Consider the following 18,144-nt stretch of genomic DNA (forward strand, 5'->3'; position numbering starts at 1 on the left):
TCTCCTCCTTAAATCATATCCATTATTAATTGAAAATACTTGTCATCCTCGTCAAAAAAAAGTTTGTACCCTTCTAACATGTAAGCTCTTAATAAATACTCTTTCGCTTTATCAAGCTCTCCACATTCAAACAAACTTTCTCCAAGTCTTAATAAAATAAATGGATTTGAAGCTCCATCTGGACAGTTTAGAGCATTATAAAGATGACTTTTTGCTAATTCATAGTTACCGTTATAAAAATAACTGTCGCCTAATGCTGTATAAATCCATGTACTTGTTTCCCATTCGTTTTTCGGCAATGGAACTAAATCCAAAGCCTCTGTGTAGCTCTCTATTGCTTTATCAACTTGACCTTTCTCAATAAGAGCGTTTCCGATATCACATAATTGTACAATTTGGTTATATACTTTATCATTAAGTTCCATTATTCATTTCCTCCAAATGATGATTTAGCGGGTTGCAAATAGGTTTCCTTTAACATTACTAAATAACTCTTTATAAATAGAAAAGAGAATAATAAGGGGAATCCATTTTAATATCATCCTACTTTTCCGCTCCTGTGACCCTTTTTTAAATTGCTTCTTATTTTAGTCTATTTTTGCTAAAATCTTATCCACTTTTTCTAGATATAGATCTGGATCTTCCTCTTTTATTGTAAGGAGAATCTCTTTAATGATTTGTTTTGTTGAACTATTCACATCTTTTAATGCCTCACTATACGCTATTACTAGATCGTTAGAATTTAAAAGTGTACGATGAATTCTTTCTGCCCAAAACTCTGCATGAAGCAACATTTTAGGAATACTAATAGCTAATTTATACAGTCCCTCTTCCAAACCCTTATGTTCAGCAATATAGAAAATGGTTTCAATTAGGTAACTACCTGCTGAAGGTTCAGCAATATCATCCTCAAAAACCGTACAAAGATCAGGAATTATATCGTTTGTGCCTCGATGCGATAATTCATTAAGAATATCCTCAAATACTTCAATATCATCTCCTTCATTTTCTAGAAAACGCATTTTATATAAAATAGAAAGTTGTTTCTTAAACGAATTCATCATATTCTCCTTTATTCATATAAACTGGCAAGAAAGTCATTAAAATTACTCACTAAAAAATACATATTTTTCATACCACAATGTTCTTCATCATGAACCCAATGAAATATTTGCCCATCATATTCTTTGTTTATGCCAATGCATATTTGATTTCCACTTGGTTCATCTCCGATTGGAATAAATCCTATCTCTAATATTTCATCAAAAATGGTACAGTTTTTCTCTAAATTATCATACATACTGCCGATTCCATACAAAATATTAACTACACTTTCTCCCGGTTCATCAGATATCTTATAAATACTAAAATCCGGATATCCACCATTATATTTCAATAAAAACTCTCTATACTCTTTTGGAAGGATAATGCTTTGATTTTGCTCAAACCTCTCTAATTTTTCACTAGGTAAACTCTCATGTATTCTTTCAATATTGACCATGGTATCACTCCTTATTTACTGTTTTTATTATTAACTTTTGATTACCATCTATGCTATGTACTTAAATTCATTATGAATTTCTTTGTCTACACGATACAAGAATCATAGTTTTTCTACCTTGGTAATAATGTCAAATGTAGCCGTGAGATGGTCTCCTTTTATTGAAAGTTGATGAGTCGGTATCTTATGTAAGTTTAGCTGCTTTGTTTGCATCTTCAAAACTTTTTGGATCATTCTTAGGAGAATGAACTTCGATCTTTACCAACTCAATATTAGGATGTATATAAGGTATAAAAACTGGATAACTATCAGGATACCGTACAGTTTGTCCTTTTTTAGTGGGATATACTCAAATACCATCCTTGTCTATTTTCAGCGTTTTTCCTTCTTTCATCCTAAACCTTATTTTTTTATTTATAGGACAAAAAAGATTGGGAGCATGTCCCAACCTTTATATATTTCCAAATATGAAATTAGTCTTCTTCATCTTCATGTAGCTTTTGAAGAAACTCCGTAAATGTGTCCGCTACATAGAAAATATTCTCTCTTGCAACTTCTTCTGCTTCTTCCTCACTTAATCCTTCTTCCTTCATTAGCATTTCTTTCTCCCATGCATCTTCATGTTCCCAGAATACGACAATAGGATTCTCACTATGATTTTTGTAGTCAAAACAGATTAGATTTCCTGATGGGTCATCTGCAAAAGGAATAACATTCTTAGGTAGCGTTAGTTTATAATTTTCATATACTCTTAATATATCAATGGCTTTTTCTGGTGTCTGAATCATAAGGAGCGCCCCAAATACTCTTTCCATTCCTTCTACCTCAAATATATCGCGCTTTGGACGAGCTCCATGATTAGTTCGAATACATTGTTTATAATCTTCCGGAAAAATCACGTTCAACTTCTCTTCCACTTTCTTTATATCTTCATCTCTAGCTGGTTTTTCAAGATACTTCCATTCTAATTCACTCATCTTATATTTCCTCCCCATAGCTTATTACCACCTAAATGATTAACTCCATGAGTCTCTTTAACCACTAATTGCATCTTCCCTGGGACTTGATGATGATGCCAAGTAAAGCTTTTGTGATATGGCTCTTCAGCCATTATTTCTTGCAACTGTTCTTCAGTAAACCTATCTTTTAGTGCTGAATCTTTCTCTATCGCATTCTTTAAATCCCTTGTACACTCTTTAAATTGTTTACGGTCTTTAGCAATGAACATATCTTCCTTTAATGTAGTAGTAAATTTTACATCATCACCTTTAAATATAGGAAAACCTAACACATCATAATCTACACCGTTCACATGTGTACCTCCCGCTAATGGCTTATTTACGATATTATGTCTTGGCGAAGCATTTAAATGCTTATCAACAAGTCCTACCACAGTTTTAAATTCTTCTATACTATCATAACCGTGGTCTTTAATAGTTTTATCGTTAACATGTTCAAGAAAATGTTCAACACTTTCATATCCCTTAGGTACTACCCAACGTTCTGCAACTTTACCTTCCGCATTGTATCCCTTTGCAATAACTGCATCAAGTTCAGTATAAGGGTAACCACGATGATCGATTTTTGGTAGATTATCATACTTTGGATCAACTTTTTTCGTTGCATTACTTTTAACCTTAACGGCAAATTGGGATGTAAGATCTTTAATAGATCTTTTCTCCGGCACTATAGTTCTCATCCCTACGCCTGTATCCGCAACACGCACACCTACAGGAACCTCTATCTTACCGATATTCTCTCGAACTCGCTTAACCGCTTCCTGCCCTTTAACCAAATATTCCTTAGCCGAACGAAACCGACCCTTCATACTATTCCATGCACCAGAAAAGAAGTCTTTAAAAACAGCAGGGTTAACGGCTTTTCTACCACTTTTTATTTTACCAAGGGCAGAAGCTTCCTGTCCAATCTTTGCCGTTTTGGCCATTTTTCCGCCTTTAGCAACAACGCCAATGGCTTTTCCTGGCGAGAAGTTGAGAATTGTCATAACCCCAGCTTCAGCACGCTGACCTCCTGTAATTTTTTCACCTGTTTGTGGGTCATACTCGCCGAACACGCGCTGAAGATCGTACCAGCCTGAAAATTCTCCAATTGCTCGTCCTAGTTTTGCTTGCCATGATTGATCAAGCTGTCTTACGTCTGCAGCTGTTTTCTTTACAAATGCTTGCGAATCATCTAGTAGATCTTTATATTTTTTAATAGAGCCTTCAAACTTCTCTTGAAGGTGATTAATATTACCGCCGCCAACACCGGCAATATCAGCAGCTATGCTTCCCATACCCCACTTTAATTTACTTAGGGCAAAGCTACATTTCATCTCTGCTGTACCAATTCCACTTGCTAATTCATCAAGCTTGTCTGGATCAACTTCAATTGTATATCCACCATTTTGTGTCATGCAAGATTACCTGCCTTTTCTCTGAGCTGAGCGGCTTTCTTCTCGATTTCAATGATAAGATTTTGGCCATCAACACGGGCTTCACCAGCCACTGTGCGAAGCTGATTCTGATAGTCATCATAGGCTTCTTTTTTCTTCCCTTGCCAATCAACCGCATGCGCATTATAAGCTTTCGCGTTCTCTTGAGGCGCTTGGTTAAAGTCTTCAAGCGCTTTTCTTACATTATTCGCATAGCTATCTAATGCTTCCGCTTGAGCCAAATATTTAGCCCGGAGAAGTTGACGTTCCGCTTCTTCCTTTGCATCTTCCAATTTATCTTTGACATCATTAGCTGTGTCTTTAGTCTTATCCCAAGCATCACTCGCTACATTCTTTACGCCGCCCCATACATCGTAGCCCAATTGATCCTCTCCTTCCTTTTTCCTCAAACCCTTTTCTTTTCCAACTACTATTTTAAAGGAATATATGGAAAATTTGGATAGGAAGAAGGATTGCTTTTTTCAAGACAGCAAGACCTTTATACCCAATAAGAACAAACGTTCCTTGATTCAAAAGAACTATTTTCTACTTCTCTATTAAAACTTCTGTTATATCTTATAGGAGATATAAGCATGTCACTCATAGCTATCAACGAACAAAGTCCCACCATTCTAATCTCCTTAACATTACTGATAAAATGACTTAATAGACATTATTTTAGAATCGCAGACAGACTAATTTTTCACAAAATCTATGATTGTTGCCTTTGTGCTTGAACTAACAGACTAATTGAAAGAGTTATAACTGAAATAGTTTTATAAAGCATTTCTTTGTAACAAGGAATGCTTTTTATCTCTATCTAAAATCAAAAATAAGTTTTCTATAGCAATAAAAATATAATTATAATCAGTAATTATTTATTGTAATTCGATAAATAATGTGTTAAATTCAAATGGATAATAAATCAGTGAGGTGTTTTTTATGAAACGAGGTTCAACCATCTTTTTAAAAATAGCTGTTTTTCTGATTGGAACTCCAGCTCTTGCCCTATGTATATTTGGCTTATTTTACTTAGCTAAGCATCCAGCAAATCCAGAGTATGCCCATATACTCTATCCCATTGTAATCATTATGTATGTATCAGCAATCCCATTTTTCGTTGCGTTGTATCAGGCGTTCCGACTTCTAAACTACATTGATAAAAACAAAGCTTTCTCCCAAATTTCTGTAAGAGCTTTACAGAGAATAAAATACTGTGCCATTACAATTAGTATCTTGTATGTTGTAATGCTGCCATTCGTTTATTTCGTAGCAGAGCTAGACGATGCCCCAGGTCTTATCCTAATTGGAATGGTCCCTATCTTTGCTTCACTAGTCATCGCATTCTTTGCGGCTGTTCTTCAAAAGCTTTTACAAGAAGCCATCGATATAAAATCAGAAAATGACTTAACGGTCTGAGGTGAACATAATGGCGATTATAATCAATATTGATGTAATGTTAGCAAAAAGAAAAATGAGTGTAACAGAACTTTCAGAGCGGGTTGGCATCACGATGGCTAACCTTTCTATATTGAAAAATGGAAAGGCAAAAGCAGTTCGATTATCCACTTTAGAGGCGATTTGTAAGGCTCTAGATTGTCAGCCTGGAGACCTTTTGGAATACAGAGCTGACGAAGACACTGAGGGATAAGAACTTGTCCATAAAAACCAAAAGAACACCTATCAAAAGGTGTTCTTTTTTATTCTTCTTTCTCATCTTCTTTTGGCTTTTGGATCTTTTTTCTCTTTACCTTTGGTTTATTTACATACGCTTCGACTTGTTCTTGCAAATCTCCAAAAAGCTCTTGAAGCATTCTTTTTTGATCGCCGGATAAGTGTCCCTTCACTTTTCTTGGATCAAGGTTGTTTTTCCTTAATACATCATTAACTAACGAATCCACTAGTGAGTCAGGAATGCCTTTCTGTTTGTCAGATGAGTTATCCATTATACGCGCCCTCCTTCCACAATAACCTTTGATATTAGTCTATGTGGAAGGCTTGGCATATGAGCTAGCCCTAACATAACAATACTAGAGCATTCCATTCATTAATCTAGGTGTTGAATTTCTCGTGGAGCTCCATTCTTTCCATACTGTATATCTTTCTCTCTAAGTTCCGTAGCATGAGATGTACGCTCATGACGAAAATGAACAAGAACAAGCGCAATTAACAAGATTAAAAATACAAAAAATCCATAAAGAAGCGAACGCTCTAACCAGTGAATCATAAAATTTGTTTTATTGATGTGAGCTGGGAGCTTCACTGCAAAAGATAAAGAAAATGAAAATAAGGATGCTATAAAACCGACCATAACAGGAATAAGCAGAATTGACTTTTTCATGATGCCCTCATTTCTATAAAGTATTTTATTTCTATATCGATCAATCTTTTTTCTTTTATAGATTTTAATAAGAAAATATCTTTCCAATATATTTACGAATTTGAGGACAATATAGTTTCAGGGCTGATTGTTCTATGAAATCTTTACCATACAGTCGTAAACCATCCTGCTAGTTATTTTTAATCTTTCGCCACCACTTTTCATTCTCTACATACCACCCGATTGTTTCGTCCATTCCTTTCTCAAAGGTGTATGTAGGTTCCCATCCCAATTCCCTTTCCACTTTTGTTGCATCAATTGCATAGCGGCGATCATGACCAAGTCTGTCTTCCACAAACAGAATAAGTTCTCTTGAAACGCCTAGTTTCTCCACAATAAAATGCACAATTTCATTATTTGTTTTTTCATTACCTCCGCCAATATTATAAACTTCTCCAGCCACCCCTTTATGAATAACAAGATCAATTGCCATGCAATGGTCTCGAACGTGTAACCAATCTCGGACGTTCTTTCCATCTCCATAAACCGGAAGCCGTTCTCCTTCCATTGTATTTGTAATCATTAATGGAATAAGTTTTTCCGGAAACTGATATGGACCATAGTTATTGGAACATCTTGTAATATTCACATTCAGTCCATATGTTTTATAATAAGCACTTACAAGCATGTCAGCCCCTGCTTTACTAGCCGCATATGGACTGTTTGGAGCAAGCGGCGTTTCTTCTGTGAAGTAACCCGTTTCTCCTAATGATCCATACACTTCATCTGTAGAAATTTGAACGTACTTTTTAACCCCGTTCTCTTTTGCGATATCTAACAGTGTTTGAGTTCCTAGGACATTGCTTTTGATAAAAACATCTGGCTCAGTGATGCTACGATCAACATGTGATTCTGCTGCGAAATTTACGATAACATCAATTTCATGCCCTTTTACAACTCGATCAAGAAGCTCCCGATTATTGATATCTCCTTTTATAAACGTATAATGCTCGTGGTTATGACTCTCTTTTAAGTTATCTAAATTCCCCGCATATGTAAGAACATCATAATTAACAATGAAATACGCTGGATAAGCTTCTATCATATAATGAATAAAGTTGCTGCCAATAAATCCTGCTCCGCCTGTGACTAAAATGTTCATGAGGACCTAACTCCTTTTTTAAATTTTTTATATAAATTTTCTCATAAGCTAAAGGGCTCCATCCACACTATGCCCGTAGAAATATTTTCGGCCTCTTTCCCAGCTTCTTTCTGATAGAGCATCTATGTAATCTGTAAGCTGTTGAAATACTCCTTCATCCATTAATGTTTCATATTGAACAGGACATTTCGTACCGCTCCACACTGATAACAAAATAGGGATACTCTCCATCTTTATCGAGGTGTTCTGTTCTCGTACATCAAATGCTCTTTGAACAAGAGTCTTTGTTAGGTCTCCTAGCAAGACAGGTTCTCTATTATAATAGTAGAAAGTCGGTGAAAGAGTGTTCATCCACTCCATATAATAAGAGCCAATTTCATCAACAGCAGCGTTCCAATTAAGCTTCTGGGTGTAATCCATAATATGGTCTAGACTATCTCGAATCACTTCTTCCACAACTGTATCATCCCACTCTTCTAGTAGGGCTAAAAGATACGGCACAACTTCAGGAGATAGCGTCTCTCTTGCACATGACGCAAAAACATAAGCATTATCCTCTGACACTCGGGAGAGAAAGTTCAAATTTTCTACTTTTCGTAAATCTTCATGCGTACAAACGGAACAGAACACATGGATACATAAATTTAAAAGCTTTTCATTTTCAGTGTTGTTCATAAGATGGATTAAAGCATGTTTCAAAGAAAAATCTCCACTCTTAAACAATTGGATGAGAGAAATTAGCTTCTCTTCCTCTGTTAAAGACGCTCTAATATTTTGAGTTTCTCCAACAGAAGGAGCTGGCCCATACCATATGCTTTTAATTAATTCATTAACCGTTAGCAAGATTTCTCCCTCTTTCCTAATTTCCTCTATTACTTCTATTATACTAATAAAAAAGCTCAGCAACCCTCTGCTGAACTTTCCCCCTCAATCTTCATGTGTATACAAGCCCTCTACAAAGCTTTTAAAATCCGGAGCTAATTCTAAAATAAAAGGATCCACATCTGCTTCTAAATCAATATAGATGATTGGTGGATTTTCATTTCTCTCTCTGTAATCCATCGCAATCCACCAGTGTCCGTCACCTTCTAGTAATAAGATGTTTTCCGGTAGCTCCCACTCTTCGATATAGTAAGAACTTGATAGAATGCCTTCTTCATCTATTCCAAAAATTGATGTTACGCTGACATGATCATCCGCCCATCCTGTTGGTACTGATGTTGGAAAAGAATCATAAATAATGGACCCTCCGTTATGGATTTTACATAGTTCAATATAAGCCTCCGGAAGTTTAATGCCAAGCTTTTTCTCAGCTTCTATCACTTCTCTGTCTGTGACAGGTGCTTTTGTTTCGTATTCTGTATCCCAAATGTTTTTCATGTTGATCCTCCCTAATGGTTACTCGGATAAATTAAGACAAAATGCAGAAAAGTTATTAGAGAGAAAAAACAAGTTCTCTTCTTCTCTATTATGAACCCAAACGTAAACTTCCCCAAAATACTCCTCACTAACTCCTAATAGAATCTCATTCTCCCCTGGATCATTTGCAATCGAAAGAAACTCATCTGAAATTTCTCCCTCTAATATTTCAAACACCCTGTCTAAATCATTCAAATGATAAAACTTATTAACCAAACTTTCTCCTTCATCATCTGAAATTTTAAAGGTAGATTCTTTAGGATATCCTCCATTGTATTGTAGCAAAAAGTCCACATATTGTTGTGGCAGTGTTATGTTAGGGGTCCCCTCAAGTTTCCCTATATCTCGTAAAGCTATTTTTGGACCTTGATAATCTATGCTTATCATTTGTTCTCCCTCTATCCTTACTTTCTATTATATAAAAATTAATCCCATCAAAAAAAGATAATCTCATAGTGTCTAAATATGAGATTATCTTTCCCTATTAAAATTCAGTTTTCTCGACTTCTTTACTTGTCATATAATCTTCATCTGTAAGATGATCTCCCGTTACACCATAGATTATCCAGCTTTTTTTCTTTTCATCGTATTCTAGCGTGACATTAGATTCCTCAAAGTCTTCCTCAAGATCTGTGTCAATACTTGAATACACATCTCTTGTTTTCTCGTGAAATTCTACTGGAATATGGATAAGGTCAACACCGCCGCTACCTTTTTCGTACTCCACTTTTGAAAAATCAATACGAGTACCAAGTGCCTTTCCTTCAAAATAGGTGTCTTCATCATAATAGCCAATTGTTTCTGTATAATCCTTCTTAATATTATCAGAGACATTCGTCAATTTATTAGCATCTTTTTGCACTAAAGAATTGATCTTATTTTTCGCAAATTCATTAATTGTCTTTTTAACATCCTCTTTTGTTTTCTTATTAACAATAGGATCTGGTGTAATTTCATAAGACTGTTTATTACTGTCCACTGTTACCTCTTTACTCTTTCCTTCTCCCCATGGAAACTTCACAATACCTTGTAGTTTAATCCCATCTTTCACAGGACCAAACTCGGTGTTCCTCGTAAACTCTTCTCCTTCTTTCTCACCATTTATCATAAGTGTTGTGTTCGGCACATCGGAAGAAACCGTCACTGTTTCACCACTAAAGGTCAAACTTTCCGTCTCTTCAAAGTCATCATCATCAAACAGCGTAAATTCATTTGAATCTTTCACTGTTGTATAATCAAACTTCTTCTGCCCTTCTAGCGTATATGTTCCAGGACCAAAGACACCTAATACTTTAGAGTCTTGTCCTTCCATATCTACCTTTTTGCCATTGAATTTTACTGTTGCGTCTTTTTCTGCTTCCACTTCAAGCTTATAGCCTCTTGCTTTTAGTGTATATTTATCACCTAAGAAGCCATCTTCCTTCTCAATATAGAAAGCACCAATGTTTGAAATGCTGTCACCAGGATAATCTGCCATTAAAGGATTTGGTGCTTGTCCTTCTGATTCATAGTGAGCAGCTTGGGAATTAAGATACATCATTTGATCTTCATATGTTGATGAACTGTCTTGTAAATAAGCAATCGCTGACTTTGCTTCTTTCTCCGTCCATTTCACATCTTCATCAACTTCCACTAAATCTACTAACCCTTTTGCATCATTGCTACTAATCTTCTCTTGAAAATCTTCCACAAGCTGAGTTGGCTCTGGTGATTTTCCGATCACTAAAAAGAGAATAAGGATAATGATTGCAATCGGAACGATAATAACTAACTTCTTCTTCATACGAAACTCCCTTTACTGTTAATTTAAAAAATACATAGTAATCAAAGTAGAGAAAGAACTCTTAGAAAAATTCCACAAACTAACCTTTCTAGGATTAATTTCATTTTCTACTATGTTATTTCCATTATAAAACAGTAAAGAATTGGATTGGATAGGGAAAAAGAGCTCTTTTTTGAGAGGAAGTTAACCTTTAGACCTAGTTGTAAATCTTTGTAAAGAGGACTTAAGAAGGGTATTTTAACAAATGGAAAGAGCTCAAATAGTGGAGAAGCTTAGTTTATACAATAGCTTCCCATATTTCATTATCACTTCTATATTTTCATTATGAAATTTAATATTAAAATACCATCCTTTTTATCTATAAAAATATAAATTTTATCCAAAAAGGACTTAACATCTCCCTTTTTACTCCGATATAAACAGAGAGGAGAGATGATACATAAGATGATGTTTCTAGAAAGCGCTTGGATGATTTATAGTAAATCACCGCTCTTTATTTCACATGGACACAAGGATGTGCCCGCCAAAATAATAGATCTATTACATGGAGGTAGTAGTAATGAGAATTAATCACAATATCGCAGCATTAAACACTTATAACAAATTAGGGGTAAGTAATAATGCAATGTCTAAAAATATGGAAAAGCTTTCTTCAGGGCTTCGTATTAACCGCGCCGGAGATGATGCAGCTGGTCTTTCTATTTCTGAGAAAATGCGTTCCCAAATTCGTGGTTTAGATCAAGCTTCTAAAAATGCCCAAGATGGTATCTCTCTTCTTCAAATAGCTGAAGGTGGATTAAATGAAACACATGACATTCTCCAACGTATGCGTGAACTTGTTGTTCAAGCTGGGAACGATGGAACACAAAGGAAAGATGACCTTCAGGCTATTCAAGATGAGATTAAAGCTTTACAGAGTGAAATTGGAGGTGTTGATGGAGAGTCTGGAATTTCTGATCGTACACAATTTAATGGAAAAAACCTATTAGATGGAACTTTTGCTACAAAGGATTCAGATCAAAAAGATTTAGTTTTCCAAATTGGGGCTAATGCAGATCAAACTATTAAAGTGAATATTGGAAATATGAGTGCTACTGCTTTAGGTACAGCAGCTGAACCAGATGATGGAGATGACCAGACTGTAGAAGCTTCTGGATTTACTATTAGCCAAATTGATGTTACCAAATTTGCGGACACAGGTAATGATTTTAAAACTCAACTAAAATCGGTTGATGATGCAATTACAACAGTATCATCTCAACGTTCAAAAATTGGGGCTGTACAAAATCGATTAGAGCATACTATTAATAACCTAAATACACAAAATGAAAACCTAACATCAGCAGAATCTCGTATTCGTGATGTTGACATGGCAAAAGAAATGATGGAGCAGACAAAAAACTCTATCCTTGCTCAAGCTTCTCAAGCTATGCTTACACAAGCAAATCAACAGCCACAGAACGTCCTTCAAATGCTTCGATAGGAAAAAAGACATCCTTATCTGGGGATGTCTTTATTTTTTAGATACCCATTACAAAAAAATCTATATTTTATTCAATAGATACTGTTGTTATTAGGGATTTTACCACCATTGGTAACAGTAATCTACATCTTCTATTTATATCCACAATTCTTTGCAAAAACTAACAACTACTTAAAGAACCTTACAAATGATTTTATTACTTTTTCATCTAATATAAATGTTAATCTCCCTGGTACAAATAATTCACATAACCACATTATCGGTGAGCAGGAAAAAAGTTATAAATAGCTGATACACCTACTGCAGAAGATATTAAATCTACATCAAAGTTAAAAATTATTACCCTTAAATGTCCGTAAATATATATATGATTTAAAGAACGTTCGTAATTCCATTTTAAACTTAAAAGAACATTAGGGAAGCTGAATCCCTTACAAAAATAACAGATTGTAAAAGTACACTTTTACGGACGTTAATTAATTTAAAAGATATTTGTAACACAAAAAAGCCTCTTGCTCAATATAGAGCAGGAGACTTTTACTATGGGTATAACATTGGCTGATATAGGCTAATTCCGTCCTTTAGTATAGACTGTTTACTTAAAGAAATGAAATACAAGTTAAGGCATTAAGTACAGTAAATCAATGGAATTAAATCACTCTTCATAAAAAATATATCTGTAATGAATGTCTTGTGTTCTTTAACTGCACTGAATAACGCTGTTAGTTATACAATTCCCCCTGGTTATCCCTGTACCTTTCTACCCTTTTTAACCGAATATCAGGTATAAGCAGTTAATATAACTCATAATTAAGAATTGTTTTATATTATAAAATCAGATATTCTTCGTACCTTATTCAGCCGTAGTGATAGAGTTTTGCTTCCCTAAATCAATTAGGCCCTCTTTACTGATATTACTTATCAACTGATTTTTATAGGAGTCTGAATCGAACTTAGCAGCTTCATTATATTTATTATCCCAAATGGTACCTTGAAAGTAGTTATGAGCTCCTTTGACATAGATGCCAAACTTTGTCCGTTCTGAAATTTGGATTTGTATATTGTTGAAGCTATTACCGGATATTTCATATGGTACAGAAGCATGGCCGTCGAGATAAATACCATAGTTAGAGTCACTAATATGAATTTGGTCAAAAGTATTGCCATTAATCCAATTTAGATTTCCTTCTTCTACTGGAGTTGTTTTAAAATAGATTGCTTTATCGAAACCGTAAATATTGAGATTACTTACATGTACCCAAGAAATACAATCACGATTTTTTTGTGTATAGAAATGAATAGCATTTCCATTGCCTTTTCTTTTTCCAACAATCTGTATATCGGAGATTGTAGTAAGGTGGTTGCCAGATAAAAAACGATCCTTACCCTCTAGATAAATAACACTGGAATCATAATTTTCAACAAAATAGGTATTGATTGTACCCCCTTGGATACTACCGTCTAACCGAAGATGAATCACATTCACATTTCGTCTTGGTAATAATGTGGCGCCTTTACTTAAATTAAGGGTCACATTACTCTTAACTTCAATTGTGCTCTCAATGTTGTATGTTCCTGTTGGTACATATACATTTCCACCACCATCTTTATTTGCTTGATCAATAGCTTTTTGTATGGAAGAAGCGTCCTCTTTATTATCACGACCATCTGCGCCAAATTTAACAACATTGTATTCATAAGTATTTTCAGAATTAGAGAAATCATTTTTGAATTCAAAGTACAAAAATATAGACAATGAGATAGATAACAAAATCAAGATACTTTTAATAGGTCATCCTCCCTTTGATGACACTGATTTATGAAGCACTCTGTCCCTTTCCAATAAATATCTCCATATTAATGCTATGAATAAAAAGAAAACTTCATTAATAATCATTGAAAGTGAACTAAGCAATACTATCATTGAACATAATGTAAAAAACAGATAACGTATATCTGGTCCTTTTTTTCGCCCCTTGTAAAGGTCAATAGCTAACAGAAGAAATATAATTAAGTAAAGTGTTAAGCCGATAAGCCCTGATTCTGTAAGCACTTCTAAAAACGTATTATGCATGTAACGATCGCTTCCGAAATAAGAGGAATTGTATGGACGAAAATTGAATAAACCAATACCAAAAACAGGGTGATCTTTAAATAAACTTATTCCATTTTCCCAAAGAGTAAACCTCCCACTTCCATTGTCATTGGCTGATGATTCAAATCTAGATGTAAGTATATCCCAAATGTTTATAGAGAGAAAAAAATTTGCAATTTGGATGAGCAGGTAACTGAGTACCAGTCCTGATGTAACCATTTTTATTTTTGTCTTTACTTTTGCAAATATAAAAAACATAAAGAGTCCTAATAATACGGCTAGTATCGCCCCCCTAGAGAATGTGAGCAAGAGTGTACTAGTAGTTAGTAATAATCCTAGTTTAGATTTTTTCGAATCGATATGTGTTAAATAGTAGAAAAAGAAAACAAAGTTACAAAAGGAGAATATGTTGGGATCATCAAATGTCCCAATCAGTCTTGGCACACTCCTATCAACTAAAACTCCATAAGACCTTATTTGATTACCAATAAAATTGAAATGGAGAAAATACATACCAATTGCGTAAAGGATGATCGAGGTTAGGTTGAAAATAATTCCAACGCTTGAAATTATTTTTTCTAGTTTCATAATATCAACTTTACTAAGGATATCCTTCATTACAATATAAGAGGTTAAGGTAATAATTATACCTAATATCAAACGAATACTATATTCAGGGTATTTAGCAAATAGCCCAGTTGAGCAATAGTAAATATAAAATACAAATATCACCACTTCAAAAGTCCGTAACTTATAAAATCTAAATCCATTAAGCCTAAGAACAAAACAAACAGCAATGATAATCATATATGGTTTTAAAGCAAAACCAACATTAATATTGTAGGAACTTAGAGTAATGGACAGAAAAAGTAGGTAAGCAGGAAGTATTGAGGAATTATGGGACTTCTCAATACCATTCATAAGTATCCCTCCGTTTTTACTATAACTCAAGTTAAAATCTAACCACTATAATATAAATGATTACTTAATTGTTCTAATAATTGAATAACCATACATATTATAATGGTTAATTAATAGGTATATCTTTGAGGTATTCCATAACAAGGATTATTCTTTTTCTCGGATGTCCAACTTGAGAATAACATCATAGTAAAAGCAGTTTTTTAGCAAATAGTGTATTAATGTATATTTCGCATAAAGTTCCCCTATTATCGTAGTAAATCATTTAGGTAATCAGCCTATTCTACTCATAATAAGGGACATTGCTAATTATATGTAGATATACAATATTACCTGATTACTAGTGTACGTGAATCGGGTATACACCAACCCGATTCACAATAATAATTAAGAGTCTCTTCTATACCCACAAATAGGGGTATAAAGGTTGGTAATTTAAATTATATCTTCAAAATTTAATGAACATACCGAAATAGAATACGATGTCTCAAAGAACTATATTTATTTAGGCACTACCTCTCTTTTTAAACCTTCCATCTCGAATACGTTGTTGTAATTGTAGTAAACAATAGATCCACTGTTGACCTTTACACAATTCTTGGTATCAAAGACTACAGGGGTCTTCATATTTAATTCAATGCTTTTCTCATCTAATTCTTTGAATTCGCTATGATCAGTAAGTACAAGAATGCACTCCGCATTAGTGATAGCTTCCTTGTAAGTAGAAAGAGGGAATGTTACTTGTTCCTGTTCTACATGGGGATCGTACGCCCCTACATGATAACCCTCTTCTGTTAGTAACTGTACTATTTCCATTGCTGGACTTTCACGAACGTCATCAATATTCCCTTTATAAGTTAAACCAAATACTGCAATCTTTGCCCCATTAGTTACTATTTTCTTTACATGATTAACTACAAAGTTTGGCATTGAATTATTTATTTTCCTAGCATTTGTAATCAAAGGGGATTCAAAGGGTGCTTTTTCAACAATGAAATAAGGATCCACAGCTAAACAATGTCCGCCTACACCAGGGCCAGGAAGGTGTAAGTTCACTCGCGGATGGCGATTTGCTAATTTAATGACATCAAGAGTATTAACTCCAAGCTTATCGGATATCTTAGTTAGTTCGTTAGATAAAGCAATATTTACGTCACGATAAGTATTTTCCATAAGCTTTGACATCTCAGCTGTTATGGCTTGAGTTTCAATTACCTCGCCTGTGACAATCTTACGATATACTTCTGCAGCATAATAAGCAGCTTCAGGGGTGTATCCACCAACAATTCGAGTATTTTCAATTAACTCGATCAAAATACGTCCTGGGAGTACTCTTTCTGGGCAATGCGCTAAATATAAGTCTTCGTTGACATCCCATCCTAATCTTTGAAAAATTGGGGCGACTATGTCATCAATTGTTCTTGGAGGGATGGTAGATTCAACTATCACTACATTTCCTTTTCTAAGGTATGGAACAATAGATTCTGTTGCTTCAATAATATAGTCTAAATTAGCTGTATGATCATCATGAATAGGAGTTGGTACGGCTATAATGAATACATCGGCTTCCTCGGGCATTGAAGAAGCACTTAATTTACCGGTTTCCACTACTTCTTTAACAACTTCGGGAAGACCCACTTCTTCCAGATGAACCTCTCCTTTATTAACTAAATCAACAGCCTTTCTATTTACATCAACGCCTAGGACTTCAAACCCCGCTTTTGCAAATAAAGCTGCCGTTGGAAGCCCGATATAACCTAATCCTATAACACATATTTTCATATTAATTTACCCTTCTTTCATCTTGATTTTGAGTTAAGTTCATAATTCTCGATTCTAACCTTTTAGCTATAGATCCACGGCTATAATTGCTTAGTACATATCGTTGTCCGTTTTCGGAACAGTTTTTATAAAAGTCTTTATCGGAATAAAGTTTCATAATCGCGCTAACTAAAGCATCAACATCACCTGGTAAAGTGATAATGCCTCCTTTTGATCGCTTTATAACCGATTCAGATTCACCGCTAGCACTTAAAACAACTGGAACACCAGCACCTAAAGCTTCATATATTTTGGTTGGTATACTATCTTTTAATGCTGTGTTTTTTAATGGTACAACAGCGATATCTGAAAAATGTAGGAAGGAACGGATACGCTCATGGGGCTGTTCATTTGTAAAAACAACATTTGTTAACCCTTTTTCCTGAGTTAATAACTTTAATTTCTCAAGTTCTACACCGTTTCCTACCAATAGGAACTGTATATCTTTATGTTCAATTAGCCTTTCAGCCGCCTTTATAATGATATCAATGCCTTGAGCTACACCTATAATACCTGCATATAAAATGTTGAATTTATTGGAGGTTTTGTATTCATGTTCCACACTGCCGTCTATTTGATAGTCTAAGAACTCCGTATCAAATCCATTACTAATCAGCTCAACTTTACTCTCATCTAATCCTCGATTTATTAGCTTTTTTTTCTTACCATCAGTAACTACAGTTATTAAATTTGAATGTCTATAGATAAAGAGTTCTAATGATTCTAATACCTTATAAACCCTTGAATTGGGCGACATCTCACCAATTTCAGCAGCGACTCCTGGCCAAATATCCCGTACATCAAACACTAAAGGTGCTTTTTTAATTTTACTTAAAATTACACCAGAAATGCCCAGGAATAAAGGAGGGGATGAGGTTATAACAACATCGTATTGGTTTCTATTGAAAATAAAGGAAAGTGAGGAAAATACTAATGAAAAATAATTAAGTAAACGGGTAATTGTATTCTTTTTTTTAGAAACAAAAACAAAATTCCGGTATACATTAATTCCATTCATTTCCTCAAAATAAAAAAACTTCTTACGGTATTTTTCTTGTATCTTTCCGTTGGGATAGTTCGGCATACCTGTGATTACATCTACTTTATGTCCAAATTCAACTAGATGTTTAGCTAAACCATATATTCTTTTTGTGGCTGCTCCAGTTTCAGGTGGGAAGTAGTGGGATATAAATAAAATTTTCATA

The 18,144-nt window shown here is 34.5% G+C and carries 20 protein-coding genes; 3 read left to right on the forward strand and 17 right to left on the reverse strand.

Features of this window, described 5'->3' with window-relative positions:
- Positions 1–8: 8 nt before the first annotated feature.
- From MOC86_RS09785 to MOC86_RS09810, 6 genes are all read right to left on the reverse strand, one after another.
- Positions 9–425 (reverse strand): tetratricopeptide repeat protein, encoded by a 417-nt coding sequence (locus MOC86_RS09785; RefSeq protein WP_268584001.1) that lies wholly within the window; start codon positions 423–425, stop codon positions 9–11.
- A gap of 162 nt (positions 426–587) precedes the next feature.
- A complete protein-coding gene (locus MOC86_RS09790) occupies positions 588–1,061 on the reverse strand; it encodes an Imm30 family immunity protein (RefSeq protein ID WP_268584002.1) in 474 nt (157 codons plus the stop codon).
- Between the two features lie 11 nt (positions 1,062–1,072).
- Complete coding sequence (locus MOC86_RS09795; RefSeq protein WP_268584003.1) at positions 1,073–1,501, reverse strand: SMI1/KNR4 family protein; 429 nt, start codon at positions 1,499–1,501, stop codon at positions 1,073–1,075.
- A gap of 473 nt (positions 1,502–1,974) precedes the next feature.
- Positions 1,975–2,478: an SMI1/KNR4 family protein gene (locus tag MOC86_RS09800; protein ID WP_243518513.1), complete on the reverse strand. Its 504-nt coding sequence runs from the start codon at positions 2,476–2,478 to the stop codon at positions 1,975–1,977.
- Entirely contained in the window at positions 2,475–3,917 is a 1,443-nt protein-coding gene (locus MOC86_RS09805) for an HNH endonuclease (RefSeq protein ID WP_268584005.1), read from the reverse strand. The genes MOC86_RS09800 and MOC86_RS09805 overlap by 4 nt, the downstream gene beginning before the upstream one ends.
- Complete coding sequence (locus MOC86_RS09810; RefSeq protein ID WP_040056573.1) at positions 3,914–4,318, reverse strand: hypothetical protein; 405 nt, start codon at positions 4,316–4,318, stop codon at positions 3,914–3,916. Before MOC86_RS09810 ends, MOC86_RS09805 begins: the two co-directional genes overlap by 4 nt.
- A gap of 559 nt (positions 4,319–4,877) precedes the next feature.
- On the opposite strand from MOC86_RS09810, the gene MOC86_RS09815 reads away from it, so the two are divergent.
- Together MOC86_RS09815 and MOC86_RS09820 are read left to right on the forward strand one after the other, a co-directional pair.
- Entirely contained in the window at positions 4,878–5,354 is a 477-nt protein-coding gene (locus MOC86_RS09815) for a DUF2975 domain-containing protein (protein WP_268584006.1), read from the forward strand.
- A 10-nt stretch (positions 5,355–5,364) separates the two neighbouring features.
- On the forward strand, positions 5,365–5,586 hold the full coding sequence (locus tag MOC86_RS09820; protein WP_111925324.1) for a helix-turn-helix domain-containing protein: 222 nt from the start codon (positions 5,365–5,367) through the stop codon (positions 5,584–5,586).
- Between the two features lie 49 nt (positions 5,587–5,635).
- On the opposite strand, the gene MOC86_RS09825 is transcribed toward MOC86_RS09820, so the two are convergent.
- The 7 genes from MOC86_RS09825 to MOC86_RS09855 all read right to left on the reverse strand — a co-directional run bounded on the left by MOC86_RS09825 (position 5,636) and on the right by MOC86_RS09855 (position 10,619).
- Positions 5,636–5,881 (reverse strand): spore coat protein, encoded by a 246-nt coding sequence (locus MOC86_RS09825; protein ID WP_268584008.1) that lies wholly within the window; start codon positions 5,879–5,881, stop codon positions 5,636–5,638.
- Positions 5,882–5,982: 101 nt separating this feature from the next.
- Positions 5,983–6,276 carry a hypothetical protein gene (locus MOC86_RS09830; RefSeq protein WP_268584009.1) on the reverse strand — a complete coding sequence of 98 codons (294 nt, stop codon included), beginning with the start codon at positions 6,274–6,276 and terminating at the stop codon, positions 5,983–5,985.
- A 169-nt stretch (positions 6,277–6,445) separates the two neighbouring features.
- Positions 6,446–7,417: a dTDP-glucose 4,6-dehydratase gene (gene rfbB / locus MOC86_RS09835; RefSeq protein ID WP_268584011.1), complete on the reverse strand. Its 972-nt coding sequence runs from the start codon at positions 7,415–7,417 to the stop codon at positions 6,446–6,448.
- A 48-nt stretch (positions 7,418–7,465) separates the two neighbouring features.
- The gene (gene imm47 / locus MOC86_RS09840) at positions 7,466–8,260 is read right to left on the reverse strand and encodes an Imm47 family immunity protein (RefSeq protein WP_268584013.1); all 795 of its coding nucleotides are present in this window, start codon (positions 8,258–8,260) and stop codon (positions 7,466–7,468) included.
- An 84-nt stretch (positions 8,261–8,344) separates the two neighbouring features.
- Entirely contained in the window at positions 8,345–8,797 is a 453-nt protein-coding gene (locus tag MOC86_RS09845; protein WP_268584014.1) for an SMI1/KNR4 family protein, read from the reverse strand.
- Positions 8,798–8,815: 18 nt separating this feature from the next.
- A complete protein-coding gene (locus MOC86_RS09850; protein ID WP_268584015.1) occupies positions 8,816–9,223 on the reverse strand; it encodes an SMI1/KNR4 family protein in 408 nt (135 codons plus the stop codon).
- A gap of 97 nt (positions 9,224–9,320) precedes the next feature.
- On the reverse strand, positions 9,321–10,619 hold the full coding sequence (locus MOC86_RS09855) for a TcaA 3rd/4th domain-containing protein (protein WP_268584016.1): 1,299 nt from the start codon (positions 10,617–10,619) through the stop codon (positions 9,321–9,323).
- A gap of 559 nt (positions 10,620–11,178) precedes the next feature.
- Here MOC86_RS09855 and hag point away from each other — a divergent pair.
- Positions 11,179–12,102, forward strand: a complete 924-nt coding sequence (gene hag / locus MOC86_RS09860) for a flagellin Hag (protein WP_268584017.1) — start codon at positions 11,179–11,181, stop codon at positions 12,100–12,102.
- Positions 12,103–12,955: 853 nt separating this feature from the next.
- Here hag and MOC86_RS09865 read toward each other — a convergent pair.
- The 4 genes from MOC86_RS09865 to MOC86_RS09880 all read right to left on the reverse strand — a co-directional run bounded on the left by MOC86_RS09865 (position 12,956) and on the right by MOC86_RS09880 (position 18,143).
- Positions 12,956–13,873: a glycosyl hydrolase family 28-related protein gene (locus MOC86_RS09865; protein ID WP_268584018.1), complete on the reverse strand. Its 918-nt coding sequence runs from the start codon at positions 13,871–13,873 to the stop codon at positions 12,956–12,958.
- A gap of 21 nt (positions 13,874–13,894) precedes the next feature.
- The gene (locus tag MOC86_RS09870; RefSeq protein WP_268584019.1) at positions 13,895–15,118 is read right to left on the reverse strand and encodes an O-antigen ligase family protein; all 1,224 of its coding nucleotides are present in this window, start codon (positions 15,116–15,118) and stop codon (positions 13,895–13,897) included.
- Between the two features lie 501 nt (positions 15,119–15,619).
- Positions 15,620–16,906 carry a nucleotide sugar dehydrogenase gene (locus MOC86_RS09875; protein ID WP_326847718.1) on the reverse strand — a complete coding sequence of 429 codons (1,287 nt, stop codon included), beginning with the start codon at positions 16,904–16,906 and terminating at the stop codon, positions 15,620–15,622.
- The gene (locus MOC86_RS09880) at positions 16,902–18,143 is read right to left on the reverse strand and encodes a glycosyltransferase family 4 protein (RefSeq protein WP_268584021.1); all 1,242 of its coding nucleotides are present in this window, start codon (positions 18,141–18,143) and stop codon (positions 16,902–16,904) included. The genes MOC86_RS09875 and MOC86_RS09880 overlap by 5 nt, the downstream gene beginning before the upstream one ends.
- Position 18,144: the final 1 nt, after the last annotated feature.

Source organism: Priestia endophytica (assembly GCF_026790145.1).
Classification (GTDB): Bacteria; Bacillota; Bacilli; order Bacillales; family Bacillaceae_H; genus Bacillus_I; species Bacillus_I endophytica_A.

Bases quoted from the DNA above. Each gene is read 5' to 3' on its own strand.
- MOC86_RS09785 (WP_268584001.1), bottom strand. From the start codon at position 425: ATGGAACTTAATGATAAAGTATATAACCAAATTGTACAATTATGTGAT.
- MOC86_RS09790 (WP_268584002.1), bottom strand. From the start codon at position 1,061: ATGAATTCGTTTAAGAAACAACTTTCTATTTTATATAAAATGCGTTTT.
- MOC86_RS09795 (WP_268584003.1), bottom strand. From the start codon at position 1,501: ATGGTCAATATTGAAAGAATACATGAGAGTTTACCTAGTGAAAAATTA.
- MOC86_RS09800 (WP_243518513.1), bottom strand. From the start codon at position 2,478: ATGAGTGAATTAGAATGGAAGTATCTTGAAAAACCAGCTAGAGATGAA.
- MOC86_RS09805 (WP_268584005.1), bottom strand. From the start codon at position 3,917: ATGACACAAAATGGTGGATATACAATTGAAGTTGATCCAGACAAGCTT.
- MOC86_RS09815 (WP_268584006.1), top strand. From the start codon at position 4,878: ATGAAACGAGGTTCAACCATCTTTTTAAAAATAGCTGTTTTTCTGATT.
- MOC86_RS09820 (WP_111925324.1), top strand. From the start codon at position 5,365: ATGGCGATTATAATCAATATTGATGTAATGTTAGCAAAAAGAAAAATG.
- MOC86_RS09825 (WP_268584008.1), bottom strand. From the start codon at position 5,881: ATGGATAACTCATCTGACAAACAGAAAGGCATTCCTGACTCACTAGTG.
- MOC86_RS09830 (WP_268584009.1), bottom strand. From the start codon at position 6,276: ATGAAAAAGTCAATTCTGCTTATTCCTGTTATGGTCGGTTTTATAGCA.
- rfbB (WP_268584011.1), bottom strand. From the start codon at position 7,417: ATGAACATTTTAGTCACAGGCGGAGCAGGATTTATTGGCAGCAACTTT.
- MOC86_RS09845 (WP_268584014.1), bottom strand. From the start codon at position 8,797: ATGAAAAACATTTGGGATACAGAATACGAAACAAAAGCACCTGTCACA.
- MOC86_RS09850 (WP_268584015.1), bottom strand. From the start codon at position 9,223: ATGATAAGCATAGATTATCAAGGTCCAAAAATAGCTTTACGAGATATA.
- MOC86_RS09855 (WP_268584016.1), bottom strand. From the start codon at position 10,619: ATGAAGAAGAAGTTAGTTATTATCGTTCCGATTGCAATCATTATCCTT.
- hag (WP_268584017.1), top strand. From the start codon at position 11,179: ATGAGAATTAATCACAATATCGCAGCATTAAACACTTATAACAAATTA.
- MOC86_RS09870 (WP_268584019.1), bottom strand. From the start codon at position 15,118: ATGAATGGTATTGAGAAGTCCCATAATTCCTCAATACTTCCTGCTTAC.
- MOC86_RS09880 (WP_268584021.1), bottom strand. From the start codon at position 18,143: ATGAAAATTTTATTTATATCCCACTACTTCCCACCTGAAACTGGAGCA.